The following is a 17,502-nucleotide window of genomic DNA, read 5'->3' on the forward strand; positions in this document are numbered from 1 at the left end:
GGACCCATGGTGGACCAGCGGGCGACGCGATGCACACGGGAACGCCGGGCGCGGCACCCCGCCCGTCGAAGCGGGGTGGCGGGTGGCCGGTGACCGGCGTCAACAAGCCATCCGCGTAACGGATTTGGAGTCCCCGCACGGGTGTCGCATGCACGCATGACCGACATGCGGCACGATGCCGCACCGCTTACGTCAAGGGCCGGAAACGATAGGCATATTTTCAACGAGCTCGGGTATCCGCGCGCCCATGGCTCCACCACAGGGGAACAGCTCAGGAAACACCGCATCAAGGTTCCGCCGCCGCTCACTGCTCGCAGGAGCGGCGGCGCTGGGTTTGACAGGGACGCTGGGGGCGACCGCCGGTTGCTCGCGCGTGGACGTCACCGGGGCTACGGACGGGGGACACCTTCTTGAGGATCTTCGCAGCAGGAAAGTCGTACGGATGGGCATCGCCAGCGAGCCGCCGTACGCCTCGATCAACAGCCAGGGCGAACTGACCGGCGAGGCGCCCGCCGTCGCCAAGACCATCTTCCAGCGGCTCGGGGTGGAGCGCTTCGAGCCGGTGCCCGTCGAGTTCGGCGCCCTCGTGCCCGGCCTGCACTCGTTCCAGTACGACGTGATCGTGGCCGGCATGTTCATCAACAAGGCCCGCTGCCAGGCCGTGCTGTTCTCCGACCCGGACTACGAGTCGAAGGACGGCTTCCTCGTCCCGAAGGGCAACCCCAAGAAGATCGACTCGTACGGGGACGTGGCCAAGGGCGGCTTCCGGATGGGCACCGGCATCGGGTACGCGGAGATCGACTACGCGGTCGGCAACGGCGTCGCCAAGGGGAAGATCCAGACCTACGGCGACCAGATCGCCGGCATGGAGGCACTGGAGGCCGACCGCATCGACTGCTTCGCCGGCACCGCGCTGACCATGATGGAGGCACTGAAGACCGGCAAGCACCCCAAGGTGGAGATGACCCACCCCTTCACGCCCCAGGTGGACGGCAAACCCCAGCGGGACGGCGGTGGTTACGGCTTCCGGATCGGCGAGACCAAGCTGCGCGACGCCTTCAACCGCGAGCTGCACCAGATGAAGAAGAGCGGCGAACTCCTGCGCATCGCCCGGCCTTTCGGGTTCACCGAGGAGTTCATGACCGACCTCACGGCGAAGGAGCTCTGTGCCCGGTGACCGGAGCGTTGTGGGAACTGTTCTTCAAAGGGGTGTGGATCACCGTCCAGCTGATGGTCTACAGCGCCGTCCTGGCCGCCGCCGTCGCCTTCGGCATCGGCCTGGCCCGGACGTCGCGGCTGTGGATCGTCCGCTTCCTGTCCGGTGTCTATGTGGAGTTCTTCCGCGGCACCTCGGCGCTGGTGCTGATGTTCTGGCTGTTCTTCGCGCTGCCGCTGCTGGGCTGGCAGCTCGCCGGCATCTGGGCGGGCACGCTGGCGCTCGGCCTGTCGTACGGGGCGTACGGCTCCGAGGTGGTGCGCGGCGCCATCCAGGCGGTGGCGCCCGCGCAGCGTGAGGCGGCCATCGCGCTGAGCTTCACGCCCTGGCAGCGGCTGCGCAAGGTGATCCTGCCGCAGGCCGTGCCGGAGATGATGCCGCCGTTCAACAACCTGCTGATCGAGCTGCTCAAGGGCACCGCCCTGGCCTCGCTGCTGTCGATCGGGGAGCTGACCTTCCAGGCCAAGCTGGCCCGGCTCTCCACGGGCCAGAGCGCCCAGGTCTACGGGATCATCCTCGTCCTGTACTTCGTGATCGCGTTCGTGGTGACCCGGATCATGCGCCTCCTGGAGCGCCGGGCCAAGGCGTCGATCGGCCGCGCGCCGGAGCGCTCCGGCTGGTTCTCGCGGCGGCTGCCGATCGGCGGGCCGGGCCCGCAGGTGACCACCGCCCCCGGAGGTAAGCCGTGAACAACTGGTCCTGGGAGTACGTCGGCGACATCCTGCCCGACCTGCTCAGCGGATTGTGGATCACCGTGCAGGCGACGCTCCTCGGCTCGCTGGTGGCGTTCGCGCTCGGCCTGGTGTGGGCCCTGCTGCTGCGCTCCCCCAGCCGCTGGGTGACGTGGCCGGTCAGCGCCTTCGTCGAGTTCGTCCGCAACACGCCGCTGCTGGTGCAGCTGTTCTTCCTCTTCTTCGTCCTGCCGGGCTGGGGCCTGACCTTCGATCCGCTGACCACCGGCGTGATCGGCCTGGGGCTGCACTACTCGACGTACACCGCCGAGGTGTACCGGGCGGGTATCGACGGGGTGCCGGAGGGCCAGTGGGAGGCGGCGACCGCGCTGAGCCTGCCGCGCCGGCGCACCTGGACCTCGGTGATCCTGCCGCAGGCGCTCCGCCGGGTCGTCCCGGCACTCGGCAACTACGTCATCGCGATGTTCAAGGACACGCCGATGCTGGCCGCGATCACCGTCGCGGAGCTGCTCTTCCAGGCGAACAGCATCAGCGCGACGACCTTCGACTACATGGAGCCGATCACGGTCGTCGGCGTCCTGTTCGTCGTGATCTCGTACCCCACCTCCCTTCTCCTGCGAGTCCTGGAGCGTCGCCTTGTCCGATGACAGCAACCCCACACAACCCGCGCAGCCCACGGTCGGCACCGAGGAGGACGGGCCCGAGCTGGTGCGCTTCGACCGGGTCACCAAGCGCTTCGGCGCGCACACCGTCCTGGACTCGCTGGACATGACGGTCTACTCCGGCAAGCACGTGACGCTGATCGGCCCGTCCGGGTCCGGCAAGACCACGATCCTGCGGCTGCTGATGACGCTGCTGAAGCCGGAGGAGGGAAAGATAAAGGTCGGTGACGCCTACCTCACCCACGAGGAGAAGAACGGCAAGCTCGTGCCGGCGGGCGAGAAGCACTGCCGGGAGGTGCGCAAGAACATCGGCATGGTCTTCCAGCAGTTCAACCTCTTCCCCAACATGAAGGTGCTGCGCAACATCACCGAGGCGCCGGTGCACGTCCTGGGCCTGAGCAAGGACGCCGCCGAGGAGCGGGCCCGCGGGCTGCTGGACCTGGTCGGCCTGACGCAGCACATCGACAAGTACCCGTCCCAGCTGTCCGGTGGCCAGCAGCAGCGGGTCGCCATAGCGCGCGCCCTGGCCATGCGGCCGCAGGTGCTGCTGCTGGACGAGGTGACCAGCGCGCTCGACCCGGAGCTGGTGGCCGGTGTGCTCGACGTACTGCGCGACATCGCGCACACCACGGACATCACCATGCTCATCGTCACCCACGAGATGAACTTCGCGCGGGACATCTCCGACTGCGTGATGATGTTCGACCAGGGGCGGGTGATCGAGTTCGGGTCGCCGGAGAAGATCTTCAGCGAGCCGGAGAACGACCGCACGCGGGAGTTCTTGAGCGCGGTTCTGTAAGGCGCGGTTCTGTAAGGCGCGGTTCCGTCAGGCGCGGTTCCGCAGGTGCTCCTGTGAGGCGCGGTCGGCGCGGCGCGGCGCCCCGGGCACGGTCGTGGCCGGGCCGGGGCGCCGCACCGGGCGGCGTACGCGCCTCCCGGAAGCGCCCCGGAATGACGTAGGCATATGCCTTCGGACCACGCCCCAGTACAGGTGCGTGCCCGGCACCCCTTTTCGGTCAAGACCCCCTCCGGCGGGCGGCTTTGACCGCTATCGTGGTACGTGCCCCGCTGCCCGGGAACGGCCGGTACTGTTCGACGGTCGTGACCGCCAGCGACGGCAGCGACGCAAACGGTCACAACCTGCTAGGGGGACACCGTGGCGCTGAAGCCCGAGCCGACCGCGCCGTTCCACTCGGTGCAGTACGCCCTTCGCGTGCTCGAAACCATCGCCCGCCATGCCCACGGCGTGACGGACGTCCAGATCGCGCGCGAAACCGGCCTGCCGACCGGACACCTCGCCCACATGCTCGCGATGCTCCGCCGCGAGGGCTACGTGGCGCAGGTCGCCGACGGTGCGTACGTCGTCGGCGAGTCGCTCATACTGCTCGGCTCGGGCGGCGAGCGCGCGGAAGCGCTGCACGACAAACTGCAGCGCACCCTCGTCGAGCTGCGCGACTCCGTCGGCGCCGCGGTCTACATCAGCCGCTACATCGACGGCGAGGTGAAGATCCTCCACTACGCCGACGGCCCGCGGGCCCCCAAGGTCAACGAGTGGGCGGAATTCCGCCGCACGGCACATGCCAGCGCGGTCGGCAAGTGCCTGCTGGCGCAGCTGGACCACGACGGCCGGATGGATCACCTCTCCCGCCACAAGACCGCCCGGCTGACCTCCCGGACGATCACCAACGAGAAGGTGCTCTTCCACAAGCTGGACAGCCAGCCGCCGACGGTCCCCATGCTCGACCTCCAGGAGTACGCGGTCGGCACGGTCTGCGCGGCCGTACCGATCACCGCGGGCGCCACGGTCGGCTGCCTGGCCCTGTCGATGCCGCTGGAGCACGCCCACCGGCTGCGCCAGGCCGCGGACGCGCTGAACCGGCGGGCGGCTCCGGTACTGCTGTCGCTGACGCTCTGATCCCGGGGCGGCGGGGGAGCCGGGCGCCCCTGCGGGGGAGGTCGGCCGGGCGGTGGTCATCAGCACCCCTCCGGACCAGGTAGTATTTCTTTTGTCAGCGCGCGCCGCTAGCTCAGTTGGTTAGAGCAGCTGACTCTTAATCAGCGGGTCCGGGGTTCGAGTCCCTGGCGGCGCACCTGGGAGTGGGTCTCCCGAAGCACAGCTTCGGGAGACCCATTCGTGTTTTGCACGCCATGCCGCGCCCGGTCAGAACTGTACGTCCGAGCAGGCGTAGAAGGCGTTGCCGGTGTCGGCGATCGTCCACACACCGACGATCAGGTGCCGTCCGGTCTTCCCGCTGGGCAGCGTGCCGGGGTGCGTGTACGTGTACGGGGGGCGCTGTCCGTTGTACGGGACCTTCAGGAACGGGGTCAGCTCCAGGTCCGCTCGGGTCAGCGGCCGGTTGGGGTTCCAGCCGTCCTTGGTGATGTAGTAGCGGAAGTCCGTGGTGGCGTGCGAGGCGGTGAAGCGCCAGGAGAAGGTGTACGAGCCCGCGCTCACCTTGGTCGCCGGCCACTGGCCGCCGCGCGGGTCGTCCAGCTCCTTGAAGCGGCCGTTGCCGCCGGCGCAGATCTTCCCGTCCGCGGGTCCGCCGTTCGGGAAGCCCTTGGGGCCCTCGACGCTCTGCGGCTCCCACTGGATGGCGCCGCAGTTCTTCACCGTGCCGTTCGCGCACAGTTTCTGTCTGCTGATGGGGGAATCGGTGTAACCGTGACTGCTCGCGCCGCTCGTCGACAGGACGGACGCGCCGATGATTCCCAGGCCGATGACGGCCGCACTGATCCTTTTGCGCATAGGTCGCTCCCGGAACATGAGGGGGTTTCCTGCGAGCCGAGTGCACTGCGGTCCAGACCAACCAGCAGAATATTCCCGCCGTTCGGCGCTGCCTAGGGGAACGGACCGGCGGATGGGGACGGGATGCGGCGGGGGCGGGGAGGGGGTGCGGTGAGGGGACGGGGGGTGCGGCGGGAAGCGGGAGGGGGACGGGGTGCGGCGGGAGCGGATGGTGCGGACGGGGCCTCCCCGGCAGGGGTGTCCCCTCCGGGCGGGCGCCGGTGCACGCGCCGCCGGAGGGGGCCTCCCCGGAGGAAGGGCGGGGAGGCCCGTTCGGGCTCCGGCGCCGGTTACGACAGGTTGACGTCGGAGCAGGCGTAGAACGCGTTACCGGTGTCGGCGATGTTCCAGACGCCCAGGATGATGTGGTGACCGGTCTTCTGGGTCGGCACCGTGCCCTGGTGCTGCACGGTCGCGGCCGGCTGCCGCCCGCCCATCGGCACCGTCACGAACGGCTCGGGTTCGAGGTCCGCCCGGGTGAGCGGCTTGCTCGGGTCGTAGCCGTCCTTGGTGATGTAGTACCGGAAGTCGGTGGTGGCGTGCCGGGCCGTCAGGCGCCACTGGAAGGTGTAGCCCTGGCCGCCCTTGAGGTTGGTGGCGGGCCACTTGCCGCCGCGCGGGTCGTCCAGCTCCTTGAACCCGCTGTTGCCGCCGGAACATATCTTGCCGTCGGCGGGGCCCGCCGCCGGGAAGCCCTTGGGGCCCTCGACGCTCTGCGGCTCGTACTGGATCGCGCCGCAGTTCTTGACGGTGCCCTTGGCGCAGAGCGCCTGACGGCTGGGGGGTGCATCGCTGTAGCCGTGGCTGGAAGCGCTGCCCGTGGCGAACAGGGACACTCCGGCGATGCCGAGACCGACCACGGCAGCGCTGAGCTTCTTACGCATGTTGTGCTCCTGAAGAACGAGGGGGGTGTTCCTTGAGCTGCTGACTTGCGTGCTGTGCGGTCTAGACCAAAGCGAAGACTAGTGACGCCGCTTGGACATGTCCAGACCAATAACAAGCGGACGGTCGGTTGACGCTTCCATACGGCCGCCCCAACAACCGGCCGCCCGCCCCTGGTTCCCCACCGGCCGCGGCAGCCCCCTCGCTCCCCTCCCCGGAGCACCCCGGCCCCCCACCGGCCCCCTCGGAACAGGCCACAGCTCAGGCCACAGCGCTCAGCCGGCCCCCGTCCGGATGCGCCGCGCACCGCACCAGGCCCGCGTACGTACGCCGCAGCGCGATCAGCGACTCCTGGGCCTCGCGGTAGACGGCGGCGTCCGGACCGCCGCGGTACGCGAGGGTGCGTACGGGCGCGCAGTGCCGGTCCAGCGCGGCCAGCCGGGCGCGGTGCGCGGCCGGCAGATGGCGGCGCAGCTGGTGCCGGCTGACGTCCCCCGCCCGGCGCCCCGTGCCGAGCACCGCGTCGGCCGCCTGGAACACCGGCGGCTCCAACGCGCCCTGCGCCGCGAGCCCGGCGAGCACCGCGCAGTGCCGCACGGGCGCCGGGGCCGCCCGCAGCCCTGCCGCCTCGCCGCGCAGCTGGGCACGGAGCGCGTGCTGGATACGGACCAGACGGCGCAGCGCCGTACGGGTGGACGCGTCGGAGGGGTCGCGCCCGGCGAGCGACCCGGCCAGCCGGAACAGCCAGATGCCGTGCGCCTCCAGCCGGGTCGTGGCGAGCATCAGCCGGTCCAGCCGGGCGAGCGGCTGACCCTGCGGCGACCAGCGGACGACGGGGACCAGCGCCTCCGTACGGGCGAGCTGGTCGATGGGCAGGTGGCGGCGCGGCTTGCGCTCGGGTGCCCAGTTCAGCAGGGCGAGTGTGGGCAGCGCCACGAACTGCTGGTGGTCGACGCGGTGCGCGACGGCCGACCACAGGTCGAGGAAAGCCTCGTCGGCGGAGCGCAGGGAGGCGGGGGCGAGCGGGTCCAGGGCGTTCCAGCCGCAGGCCGCCGCGATCACCGCGACCCGCAGGGACGCGGCGTCGGCGTTGCGCGGGGACAGGCGCGAGACGCGCTGGCGCAGCGCCGCCAGTTCGCCGTCCCGGCCCGCCCGCGCGACCAGGCCGCGGGCGGTGTCGCGGTCCGGCGCGATGGCGGCCGCGCCGGCCAGCTCGCTCAGCCGCGCCCAGGTGCCGGTCATGGTCCGTACGGGGGGCCGCTCGGGCAGGAAGCCGTGCTCCCCGGGGTCGGGGGCCCGTACGGATTCGGGTGTGGCGGGGCCGGATGTGGCGGGGTGGGGTACGGCGGGGTCCGATATGGCGGTGGCGGGGCCCACGGACGGCTCGCCGGGCGGGGCCGGGAGGGTGGCGGGCACTGTCGGCGTCATGACGGTCGACCTTTCTTCGGGGGCGGCCCGCGCGGCGGGCGGTGCGCGGGCCGGCGGCAGGCGTGGGGTCAGCCGACCCGTCCGTACAAGGTGGGGTGGTAGGACGCGAAGGACGCGACCCGGACCGTCCGGCCGGGGCGCGGTGCCTCCAGGTACTGACCGCCGCCGAGGTAGATCGCCACGTGGTGGACGCCGGACGAGGTGCCGTCGGACGACCAGAAGACCAGGTCGCCGCGGCGCAGCTGGGAGCGTGTGATCGGGGCCGAGGCGCGGTACTGGGCGTCGGCGACCCGCGGCAGCGAGATGCCCGCGCGCTGGTACGCCTGCTGGACCAGGCCGGAGCAGTCGAACGCGTACGGGCCGTTGCCGCCCCACGCGTACGGCTTGCCGAGCTGGGCCATCGCCCACCGGATCGCGGCCTCGGTGCCGTACCGGGTGGGCGTGCCCTCGCCGCTCCCGCCGCCGGTGGGGGCGGTGTCGGCGGGCGCGCCGTCGCCCGTCCCGCCCGGTCTGCCGGTGCGGGCCTGGTAGCGGTCCCGGTGGCTGGTCCACCACCAGCTGCCGCCCTGCTGGTACCAGTACACCCGGTCGGTGGCGTCCCAGCCGGAGCGGCCGCGGAAGGTGGGGTTGGGGTTGTGACCGCGCGTGGCCGTACCGGAGGTGGGCGCGGCGGACGGCGCGGACTGCGTGGCGGAACCGCCGCCCGAACCGGCCGCGTGCCGCACGTACTTCTCGTAGTGGCTGGTCCACCGCCACCAGCCGGTGGCGTCCTGGTACCAGTACTTCGCACCGTCCCAGCCCGCGTGGCTCGGTGCCGGTTCGGCGCCCGCCGAACCGGCCGCCGCGCCGACGAGCGTCACCGCTCCCACGGCTGCCGCGACCACGCCCCGCAGCGTGCAGCGCTGCGGGCTGCCGCCGTTGCGCGGGGCGGACTCGACCGCGGCTCCGCTACAGAAGGCGCATCCGCAGTCGGCCGCCGTGACGTCGACGAAGACCGGTGTCCGCATGTTCTGCCTGCCTCTCCGCTGTATCTGTCAGCTCTTGGCGGCGGCACTGCCGCGCGCCGTGTAGAAGGCCACGGTCAGGTCCTTGACCAGGGCTTTCCGTTCGTAGTCGTCCAGTTCGACCAGGCCTCTGCTGGTCAGCCGGTTGACGGTGTCGTCGACCGCGTCCACGACCGAGGTCAGCACGCTGTCCCGGTGCTTGGCGTCGATGGCCGCGATCTGCCGGCGCTGCATGGCGGCCGCCACCTCCGGCGCGTACTCGATCCGGGTCGGCTGGACGGAGAAGACCTCGATACCGACCGGCCGGCAGTCCGCCGACAGGGCGCGGGTGAGCGCCTCGCCGACCGCCTGTGCGTCGCGCAGGGTCGGCGCCTCCTCGTGGAACGCGTCCGCGGGCAGCTGCGACAGCACCCGCGCCATCGCGGACTCCACCTGTTCCCGCAGGTAGGCGGTGTGGTCGTGGAGGGTGAGCAGCGCCCGCGCGGTGTCCCTGACCCGCCACACGACGAGCACCACGACGCGCAGCTGGATGCCCTGCGCGTCGACCGCCGGCATCGCCTCGCTGCGCCAGTGCCGCAGCCGTACGTCCACCCGGCGGCGCAGCACCAGCGGGCTGATCCACACCAGTCCGGTACGGCGTACGCTGCCGCGGTAGCGACCGAAGAGGGTGAGCACCCAGGCGCTGCCGACCCGCCCGCGGGCCAGCCCGCCGAAGGCGTACACCGCGATCACGCCGCCGAGCCCGGCCAGGGCCCATTCCCACAGGTGCGGCGCGGGGCGGATGCCGATGTGCAGGCCCAGGGCCCGTACCACCGAGGCGGGCAGCATGCCCCGCCACCACAGGAACGCCACCGAGCAGGCGATCGCCAGCAGGCCGGCGAACAGGGCCAGCCACCCGGACAGGGAGAAGCCGCGCCGCTCGGCGACGCCGGTGTCCTCGTCGGGAGCCCGCCGCTCGGCCGGCCCGGACGGCTCACGGAACCACAGGGGCCTGCCGTCGGCGGTCGTGCCGGGCTCCGCGTCCCGGTCGCCGCGGGGGGCGGCGCCGTCGTCGGTACGGCAGCGGCTGCCCGCGTCGACCACCCCGAGGGCGCCGTCGAGCACGGCGCGTTCGGCGGTGCCCAGCAGGCCGGTCGCGGCGGTGATGCCCGCCACGGCGGCGTCGGCGGGGGTGATGCGGGCGGGTTGCGGGTCGGGCGGCGGGACCGTCAGCCGCGGCTGCTCGGCGGTGTCCGCCTCGCCGGAGGTGACGCCGGTGGCGCGGGGCGGGGCGTCCGGGAGGCGCGTGCTGTCCGGGCGCCGCGTGTCGTCCGGGCGCCGCGTGTCGTCCGCGTCCTGTTCGGCGCGGAAGAGCATGTCCATGGGGATGCTGTCGCCGTGCCCGGCGGGGCGCAGGCGCGCGGACCACAGGGGCGGCCCAGAGGTGCGGGCTGCGCCGGAGGCCGGGGCGCGGGCGTGCTCCGGTTCCGGGGCGGCGTCGGCCGCGGGCCCGGGTGGCGCTCCAGTCCCTGATGCCTTGTCAGGCATGGCGTCGCGGGGCCTGCCTGATGTGGCATCACCTCGCGCCCCCGCCCCTGAGTCGGCCTCCTGCTCCGCCTCCTCACGCGGCGCGCCCGGCACCGCTTCCGGCTCCCCGCCCGGACGGCCGCCATCCCCCGTGCCGCTCCCCGCGCCCGCCGCCCCGGCCTTCGCGCCCGTGTCGGTGATCTTGTTCCTGGTGTGCGTCGTCTGGGTCTTCGTTGCCATCGTGCGCTCCGTCATCGGAAGAGTCGCCGCCATGTCTCGGGGCCGGGGTAGCCGTCGGCGTCGCGGCCGGTCCAGCCCTGGGCCCGCTGGAAGGCCTCGACGTTGCGGCGGTCCGCCTCCGTCCACCGGGGTCCGGGGCCGGAGGTGTAGTGCTTGCCGAAGCCCTTGCTCACCAGCCGCTTCCCGAGGCTGGTGACGTATCCGTTCGACTGGCCGGGCCGGAACCAGCCCGTGCCGGGGAAGGCCGTCGCGCCACCGCCGCCGGAGGTCCCGCCGCCGATGTCCCGGCCCGTCCCGTTGACCAGGTAGGACCAGGTCGACGGGCCGGGGATGCCGTCCGCCGCCGCGCCGCTCCAGCCCTGGGCGCGCTGGAAGGCCGCGGTGGCCCGGCGGTCCGCCTCGCTCCAGCGCGGGCCCGGCCCGGACGTGTAGAACCGGCCGCCGCCGCGTTCCACGAGCATCCGGCCCAGCCGGGTGACGTACGCGTTGTCCGCGCCCGGCCCGAATTTCCCCGCGCCGGGGAACGCCGAGGTGTCGCCCGTTCCGTCGCCCGGGTCCCCGCCGTCGGCCAGCCCGCGGTAGCGATAGGCGACGTACCGCGTGGAATTGCTCCAATAGGCGTACGGAGTCGGCCGTTTCACCGTGTGCGGCCGGGTCTGCTCGTAGGCGACGTAACGCGTACGGGAGGAATCGGTCCAGCCGCCGAAGATGGTGGCGTGCGACCCGGCACCCGGATTTGCCGGGTTGTGGAAGAGCAGCATGTCGCCGGGCCGCAGCTCGCTCTTCGTTATACGGATGCCGAACTGGGCGAGGCTTCCGGTCCACTGGTTGCGGCCGAGATTCCAGGCCATCGAGATGAATCCGGAGCAGTCCTGGCGGTAGCCGTCCGACCAGTAGCGGTTCATGTCGTACGGGACCTGGGCGCTGATCCAGCGCTGGGCGCGCGCGATGATCTGCTCCCGGGTGAGGGACCGGGTGGCGGACGCGGCCGTGACGAGGCCCCGTCCGCTGCCGGTGCCTCCGAACAGCCCGCCGACCTGCCCCTGCGGGGTCGCCCCGGATGTCATGGACAGGTCCGGCCCGGCGGCCGGCCCCGGGGCCTTCGTGAGGCCGGTCCCGTGCCCCGCCGCGGGCGCGAGGAGGGCCCGTCCGGAGCCGCCCGGCGTGCCCGTACCGGCCCCGGCGGCAAGCGCCACGGCGGCTCCCGGCCCGGAAACACCGCTGCTCAGGACCGTTCCGGCGGTCGCCATGAGGACCAGCGCGCGGCGGGCGCCGTGCGCGCCGGGGTGTCCGCCGTCGCGCACCGCGAGCGCGTGCTGGAGTACGCGCCGCTCCTGGGCGCAGCCACCGCAGGGACAGCCGCCCGCGGGGTCGAATTCCACGAATCCCGGCACTGTCATTCCAGTTCCCCTCCAGGTCCGATCCGTTCCCGTTCGCCTTCGCACCTGCCACAGCTTCTCAACTGATAGGAGATATCGCATGCTGACGGGGCAACTGATGATCAGTCAATACGAAAGCATACTCACAGACCAAATGGGACATCCGCCCCGACGAAGGTCCCGAGGTCACGGGACTTTCGCCCCGGAAGGCCGGATATTCCGGGGCGGCGGCAACACCCCCGGAGCTCCACCCCTTCGGTGACACAGGTCACACATTCGGCGGGTTCGTACGGCCGGGCAGGTGGTCAGGAGCACCCCTGGAGTTCGTGTAAAGTTTTCTACGTCAGCGCGCGCCGCTAGCTCAGTTGGTTAGAGCAGCTGACTCTTAATCAGCGGGTCCGGGGTTCGAGTCCCTGGCGGCGCACGTCACACCGAGGCCCCTCGCAGCTGCGAGGGGCCTCGGTGCTTTTCCTCCCGCCCCTCCCGGCCCCCGCCGCCACTCCCCCGCCGTTTTCCCGGCGCCGGGCCGGTGTATCGCTGGTCAAAACGGTGGTCGAGGTGCACAGTCGCACAATGGCGCGCGACAACCAGGAGCGGATCAAGAAGCTCATCATCGACCGGCGGCTGGCCCCCGGCGCCCCGCTGCCCACCGAGACGGAGCTGATGGAGCTGCTCGGGGTCAGCCGGAACTCGGTCCGCGAGGCGCTCAAGGCGTTGCAGGCGATGGGCATCGTGGAGATCAGGCACGGCTTCGGCACGTACGTGGGTCCGATGTCGATGGCCCCGATGACCGAGGGGCTGGCCTTCCGTACGGTGGCCGGCCACTACCGCGGCGAGGACAGCCTGCTCCAGCTGCTGGAGCTGCGCGAGGCGGTGGAGACCGGGCTGATCGCGCGGCTGGCGGGCCAGGTGCCGCGGGCGGCCCTCGCGGAGCTGGACGAGCTGGTGGAGCGGATGGCGGCGGAGGCCGCCGGGGGCGCGGTGCGGGCCGACACCGACCGGGCCTTTCACGCCGCGCTCTACCGGGGGCTGGACAACCGGCTGCTGAGCGAGGTGCTGGACGCGTTCTGGGAGGCGTTCCACCGCGTACGTACGGACCTGGCCGGACTGGGGGCCGATCCCCGGGTCACCCACCGCCAGCACGCGGAGATCCTCGCGGCGGTCAGGGCCGGTGACGCGCTGCGGGCCGAGCGGGCCGTACGCAGCCATTTCGACAACATCCGCCGGCGGCTGAGCAGTTCAGGACCGAAGTAATGCCCCCTGCGACCCAACCCGTCCATCATTGCACTCACATGCCCGGTAAACACCTCGTTTCACCCTTGCGATCAAGATTGAGGTTCGGGACCCTGACGGGATACTGGAGCCCAACTGAGCCTGTGCACGCTCATGTTGGACGACACACCGGTTGCGATGAGTGTGGGAGTGGGGACCCCGCTGCATGAAATGCATATGCAAACGGGAATCATGCAACCGGAAGGCGGCCGTCACGCGTCCAAGACGTAGGCGGCCGACACCATTTGCGCCCGGGCCGGTCGAGGGGGACCGAGGGCCCGGGCCATGAGAAGACGGGCACGCAGCCAGAAGCGTGCCGGGGGGATGGACTCATGACGTCGCCGCCTACCGGCGCCCGACAGGAGCACCAGTACGACCCGTCCACGACGACACGCCTGCGCGTGCCGCGCCAGCACTGGCAGCGCCGGCCACAGCGCAAACCGCTGCCGCGCTACGACTACGAGCACTACAGCCGCCTCGCCGGGCCGCTGACCCAGCCGGACCCCGACAAGCCCTACACCGTGCGCTACCGCAGCCTGCTGGCGGACGAACCGCACCGAATACGGGCGGCGTTACTGCTCGGCGCCGCTCCCCTGCTCTCGCTCGGCCTGCTCGCCTGGCTGATGCAGCCGGCCCACTGGACCGAACGCGACCACCCCGCCTACGACTTCCTGCCGGTGCTGGACATCGTCATGCTGGTCTCGATCGGACTGATCGAGTTCTTCCGGTGTATGAACGTCCTGTCCAACGCCCACGCCACCCTGGTGGCCCGCGACCCCATCCCGGTCGTCCCCGAACACGGCACCCGCGTCGCCTTCCTCACCTCCTTCGTGCCCGGCAAGGAGCCGCTGGAGATGGTGACCAAGACGCTGGAGGCGGCCGTCAAGGTGCGCCACCGCGGCCTGCTGCACGTCTGGCTCCTCGACGAGGGCGACGACCCGGACGTCAAAGCGGTATGCGAACGCCTGGGCGTACACCACTTCACCCGCAAGGGCATCCCGCAGTGGAACCGGAAGAAGGGGCCGCACCGCGCCAAGACCAAGCACGGAAACTACAACGCCTGGCTCCAGGCGCACGGCGACGGCTACGACTACTTCGCCTCCGTCGACACCGACCATGTGCCGCTGCCCAACTACCTGGAGCGGATGCTCGGTTTCTTCCGCGACCCGAACGTCGGCTTCGTCATCGGCCCCCAGGTGTACGGCAATTACGACACGTTCGTCACCAAGGCGGCGGAGTCGCAGCAGTTCCTCTTCCACGCGCTGATCCAGCGCGCCGGCAACCGCTACGGCGCGCCCATGTTCGTCGGCACCTCCAACGCCGTACGCATCAAGGCCCTGAAGCAGATCGGCGGCCTGTACGACTCGATCACCGAGGACATGGCGACGGGCTTCGAGATGCACCGGCACCGCAACCCGGACACCGGGAAGAAGTGGCGCTCGGTCTACACCCCGGACGTGCTGGCGGTCGGCGAAGGCCCCACCGCCTGGACGGACTTCTTCACCCAGCAGCTGCGCTGGTCGCGCGGGACGTACGAGACCCTCCTCAAGCAGTTCTGGAAGGCGCCCTTCACGCTGCCGCCGGGCACGTTCTTCAACTACACGATGATGGTCATCTTCTACCCGATGTCCGCCATGAACTGGATTCTGGCGGCGCTCAGTTGCGCGCTGTTCCTGGGGCTGGGCGCCTCGGGTGTCCAGATCGACCCGTCGGTGTGGATGATGCTGTACGGCAACGCCTCGGCCCTCCAGATCGGGCTGTACGTGTGGAACCGCCGGCACAACGTCTCGCCGCACGAGCCGGAGGGCTCCGGCGGTGTGGCCGGCATGGTGATGTCCGCGCTCTCCGCGCCGATCTACGCGCGGTCGCTGTTCGACGCGGCGCTGCGCCGCAAGAGCAAGTTCGTGGTGACGCCGAAGGGCGACTCCTCCAGCCCGGACACCCTCTTCGGCACGTTCCGGGTGCACCTGTTCTTCATCCTGGTCTTCGGGGGCTCGCTGAGCGCCTCGTTCTACTTCGGGCACAGCCATCCGGCGATGGTCACCTGGGCCGTACTGGCCCTGCTGATCACCGCGGCGCCCGTCTTCGCCTGGCGCTGGGGCATCCGGCAGGAAAGGCGCGGGAAGTCGCGCGGGGACACGCCGGCGTCCGGCGACGGGCCGCAGCAGGCACCGCATCCGCAGCGGCAGCCGAGCTGGGCGGCCGACGACGGCACCGGCTCCGGCCGGGTCGTACCGGGTCCGGCGGCCTCGTCACCGGGCTCCGCCGCGCCGGGCGGCCGGGCCGGGCCCGGCGGGCACGCGGCCCCTGACGACCGGGGCCGCCGTACCGCCTCCGCCGACCAGACCGCGCAGATCGCCCTTGGGGGACGCCACACATGAAGTACCGTCCGAGCCGTCGCACCCGGAGGATCGCGATCGGCGCGGCGGTGGTGGCCGCGCTGGCCGGGATGAACGGCCCGGCGCTGTTCGGGTTCGTTTCGGAGCAGTACCACCAGTACAAGATCAACCAGCCCGAGTACAAGGCGGCGAACGGCCACTGGGACGTGGTCGACGTACCGCCCGAGTACAAGATCAACACGATTCACGCCGCGCTGCTGCACACCGGCAAGGTGCTGCTGGTCGCCGGGTCCGGGAACAACGCCAAGAACTTCGCGGCGAAGTCCTTCCGTACCGTCCTGTGGGACCCGCGGAAGAACACCTTCAAGAACATCCCCACCCCGAAGGACCTCTTCTGCGCGGGCCACACCCAGCTGCCGGACGGCAAGCTGCTGGTGGCCGGCGGCACCCAGCGCTACGAGAAGCTCGGCGGCGACGTGAAGAAGGCCGGCGGGCTGATGATCGTCTACAACGAGAACCCGGACGCGCCGAAGACGTTCCCGGCCGGGACACTGTTCACCGGCAAGAAGAACGGGAAGACCTTCGCGTCCAAGGACCCGGTCGTGGTCCCGCGCGCCAAGAAGAAGGCGGACCCGAGGACCGGCAAGGTCACGGTCACCCACAGCGAGGCCCGGGTCTACGTGGAGGCGCTCAAGGAGGGCCGCGCGTACTCCACCGGCGCCCAGGACAACTACCGTATCCACGGCCTGACCGGCGCCGACGCCCGCAACTTCTACGGCATCGCGCAGAAGCTGTCCTTCGACAAGAAGGACTTCCAGGGGATCAAGGACTCGTTCGAGTTCGACCCGGTGGCCGAGCGCTACCTCCCGGTCGACCCGATGAACGAGGCCCGCTGGTATCCGACGCTGACCGGCCTGGAGGACGGCAAGGTGCTGTCCACCTCGGGGCTCGACGAGATCGGGCAGGTCGTCCCCGGCAAGCAGGAGATCTACGACCCGAAGACGAAGAAGTGGACGTACCTGCCCAAGCAGCGCTTCTTCCCGACCTACCCCGCGCTCTTCCTCACCGAGAAGGGCCGGCTGCTCTACACCGGGTCCAACGCCGGGTACGGGCCCGACAACATCGGGCGCACCCCCGGCATCTGGGACCTGAAGACCAACAAGTTCCAGATCATCCCCGGGATGAGCGACCCGGACGTGCTGGAGACCTCGATGTCCGTGCTGCTGCCGCCGGCGCAGCAGCAGCGGTACATGGTGCTGGGCGGCGGCGGGGTCGGCGAGGACCCCAAGGCGACCGACAAGACCCGGCTGGTCGACCTGCACGCCGACCGGCCGCGCTTCAAGGACGGCCCGCCGCTGTACGCGAAGGCGCGCTACCCGAGCAGCGTGATCCTTCCCGACGACACGGTGCTCACCACCAACGGCTCCGGCGACTACCGGGGGCGCAGCGACAGCAACGTCCTCAGCGCCGAACTGTACGACCCGAAGGCCAACACCTCGCGGGCGGTGGCCGATCCGCTGGTCGGGCGCAACTACCACTCCGGGGCGCTGCTGCTGCCGGACGGGCGGGTGATGACGTTCGGTTCCGACTCGCTGTTCGCCGACAAGGACAACACCAAGCCCGGCGTCTTCCAGCAGCAGATCGACATCTGGACGCCGCCGTACCGCTATCGGGACTCGCGGCCGCAGCTGACGGACCCGGGGCCGAAGACGGTGAAGCTGGGCGGCAAGGCCACGTACGGGACCAGGCACGCGTCGTCGATCAAGAAGATGCGGCTGATCCGGCCGGGCTCGTTCACCCACGTCACCAACATCGAACAGCGGTCCGTCGCGCTGGACTTCACCGCGTCCAAGGACGGTGTCACGGTCACGCTGCCGAAGGACCCGACGCTGGTGCCGCCCGGTTGGTACATGCTCAACGCCGTGGACGACCAGGGCACGCCGTCCGAGGCGGTGTGGGTGAAGGTGCCGACGGCGTCCGCGGCCGAGCTGAAGGGGCTGGGCCTGAACTGAGCCGGTGACGGGTGCGGGGCGCTCCGGGTACTCCGGGGCGCCCCGCGGCGTTCCCTACGGGCCGGGGCCCCGCGCCGTCGCG

The 17,502-nt window shown here is 71.1% G+C and carries 14 protein-coding genes and 2 tRNA genes; 10 read left to right on the plus strand and 6 right to left on the minus strand.

The window, feature by feature from the left end:
- The first annotated feature begins 247 nt into the window (after window positions 1-247).
- The 6 genes from ehuB to ACFV57_RS17410 all read left to right on the plus strand — a co-directional run bounded on the left by ehuB (window position 248) and on the right by ACFV57_RS17410 (window position 4,660).
- Window positions 248-1,177 (plus strand): ectoine/hydroxyectoine ABC transporter substrate-binding protein EhuB, encoded by a 930-nt coding sequence (gene ehuB / locus ACFV57_RS17385; RefSeq protein WP_385232175.1) that lies wholly within the window; start codon window positions 248-250, stop codon window positions 1,175-1,177.
- The gene (gene ehuC / locus ACFV57_RS17390) at window positions 1,174-1,905 is read left to right on the plus strand and encodes an ectoine/hydroxyectoine ABC transporter permease subunit EhuC (protein ID WP_385232178.1); all 732 of its coding nucleotides are present in this window, start codon (window positions 1,174-1,176) and stop codon (window positions 1,903-1,905) included. Before ehuB ends, ehuC begins: the two co-directional genes overlap by 4 nt.
- Window positions 1,902-2,555, plus strand: coding sequence for an ectoine/hydroxyectoine ABC transporter permease subunit EhuD (gene ehuD / locus ACFV57_RS17395; protein ID WP_385232181.1), 654 nt, complete (start codon window positions 1,902-1,904; stop codon window positions 2,553-2,555). The genes ehuC and ehuD overlap by 4 nt, the downstream gene beginning before the upstream one ends.
- Window positions 2,545-3,369, plus strand: coding sequence for an ectoine/hydroxyectoine ABC transporter ATP-binding protein EhuA (ehuA, locus tag ACFV57_RS17400; RefSeq protein WP_385232184.1), 825 nt, complete (start codon window positions 2,545-2,547; stop codon window positions 3,367-3,369). Before ehuD ends, ehuA begins: the two co-directional genes overlap by 11 nt.
- A gap of 357 nt (window positions 3,370-3,726) precedes the next feature.
- Window positions 3,727-4,485 carry an IclR family transcriptional regulator gene (locus ACFV57_RS17405; RefSeq protein WP_385232187.1) on the plus strand — a complete coding sequence of 253 codons (759 nt, stop codon included), beginning with the start codon at window positions 3,727-3,729 and terminating at the stop codon, window positions 4,483-4,485.
- Between the two features lie 101 nt (window positions 4,486-4,586).
- Window positions 4,587-4,660, plus strand: a tRNA-Lys gene (locus ACFV57_RS17410).
- A gap of 71 nt (window positions 4,661-4,731) precedes the next feature.
- Here ACFV57_RS17410 and ACFV57_RS17415 read toward each other — a convergent pair.
- The 6 genes from ACFV57_RS17415 to ACFV57_RS17440 form a co-directional block, all read right to left on the minus strand.
- Window positions 4,732-5,319, minus strand: a complete 588-nt coding sequence (locus ACFV57_RS17415; protein WP_385232190.1) for a lytic polysaccharide monooxygenase — start codon at window positions 5,317-5,319, stop codon at window positions 4,732-4,734.
- 329 nt (window positions 5,320-5,648) lie between these two features.
- Window positions 5,649-6,242, minus strand: coding sequence for a lytic polysaccharide monooxygenase (locus ACFV57_RS17420; protein ID WP_385232193.1), 594 nt, complete (start codon window positions 6,240-6,242; stop codon window positions 5,649-5,651).
- 259 nt (window positions 6,243-6,501) lie between these two features.
- On the minus strand, window positions 6,502-7,668 hold the full coding sequence (locus ACFV57_RS17425; protein ID WP_385232196.1) for a hypothetical protein: 1,167 nt from the start codon (window positions 7,666-7,668) through the stop codon (window positions 6,502-6,504).
- A gap of 68 nt (window positions 7,669-7,736) precedes the next feature.
- Window positions 7,737-8,675 (minus strand): C40 family peptidase, encoded by a 939-nt coding sequence (locus ACFV57_RS17430; protein ID WP_385232199.1) that lies wholly within the window; start codon window positions 8,673-8,675, stop codon window positions 7,737-7,739.
- A 27-nt stretch (window positions 8,676-8,702) separates the two neighbouring features.
- On the minus strand, window positions 8,703-10,418 hold the full coding sequence (locus ACFV57_RS17435) for an SPFH domain-containing protein (protein WP_385232203.1): 1,716 nt from the start codon (window positions 10,416-10,418) through the stop codon (window positions 8,703-8,705).
- Window positions 10,419-10,429: 11 nt separating this feature from the next.
- On the minus strand, window positions 10,430-11,818 hold the full coding sequence (locus ACFV57_RS17440) for a peptidoglycan-binding protein (protein ID WP_385232206.1): 1,389 nt from the start codon (window positions 11,816-11,818) through the stop codon (window positions 10,430-10,432).
- Between the two features lie 329 nt (window positions 11,819-12,147).
- Here ACFV57_RS17440 and ACFV57_RS17445 point away from each other — a divergent pair.
- The 4 genes from ACFV57_RS17445 to ACFV57_RS17460 all read left to right on the plus strand — a co-directional run bounded on the left by ACFV57_RS17445 (window position 12,148) and on the right by ACFV57_RS17460 (window position 17,420).
- Window positions 12,148-12,221: transfer RNA gene (locus ACFV57_RS17445), tRNA-Lys, on the plus strand.
- A 149-nt stretch (window positions 12,222-12,370) separates the two neighbouring features.
- Window positions 12,371-13,051: a FadR/GntR family transcriptional regulator gene (locus ACFV57_RS17450; RefSeq protein WP_385232532.1), complete on the plus strand. Its 681-nt coding sequence runs from the start codon at window positions 12,371-12,373 to the stop codon at window positions 13,049-13,051.
- 350 nt (window positions 13,052-13,401) lie between these two features.
- On the plus strand, window positions 13,402-15,450 hold the full coding sequence (locus ACFV57_RS17455; protein WP_385232209.1) for a glycosyltransferase family 2 protein: 2,049 nt from the start codon (window positions 13,402-13,404) through the stop codon (window positions 15,448-15,450).
- A complete protein-coding gene (locus tag ACFV57_RS17460) occupies window positions 15,447-17,420 on the plus strand; it encodes a galactose oxidase-like domain-containing protein (RefSeq protein ID WP_385232212.1) in 1,974 nt (657 codons plus the stop codon). The genes ACFV57_RS17455 and ACFV57_RS17460 overlap by 4 nt, the downstream gene beginning before the upstream one ends.
- The last annotated feature ends 82 nt before the right edge of the window (window positions 17,421-17,502 follow it).

It is taken from the genome of Streptomyces sp. NPDC059788, assembly GCF_042732265.1.
GTDB lineage: Bacteria > Actinomycetota > Actinomycetes > Streptomycetales > Streptomycetaceae > Streptomyces.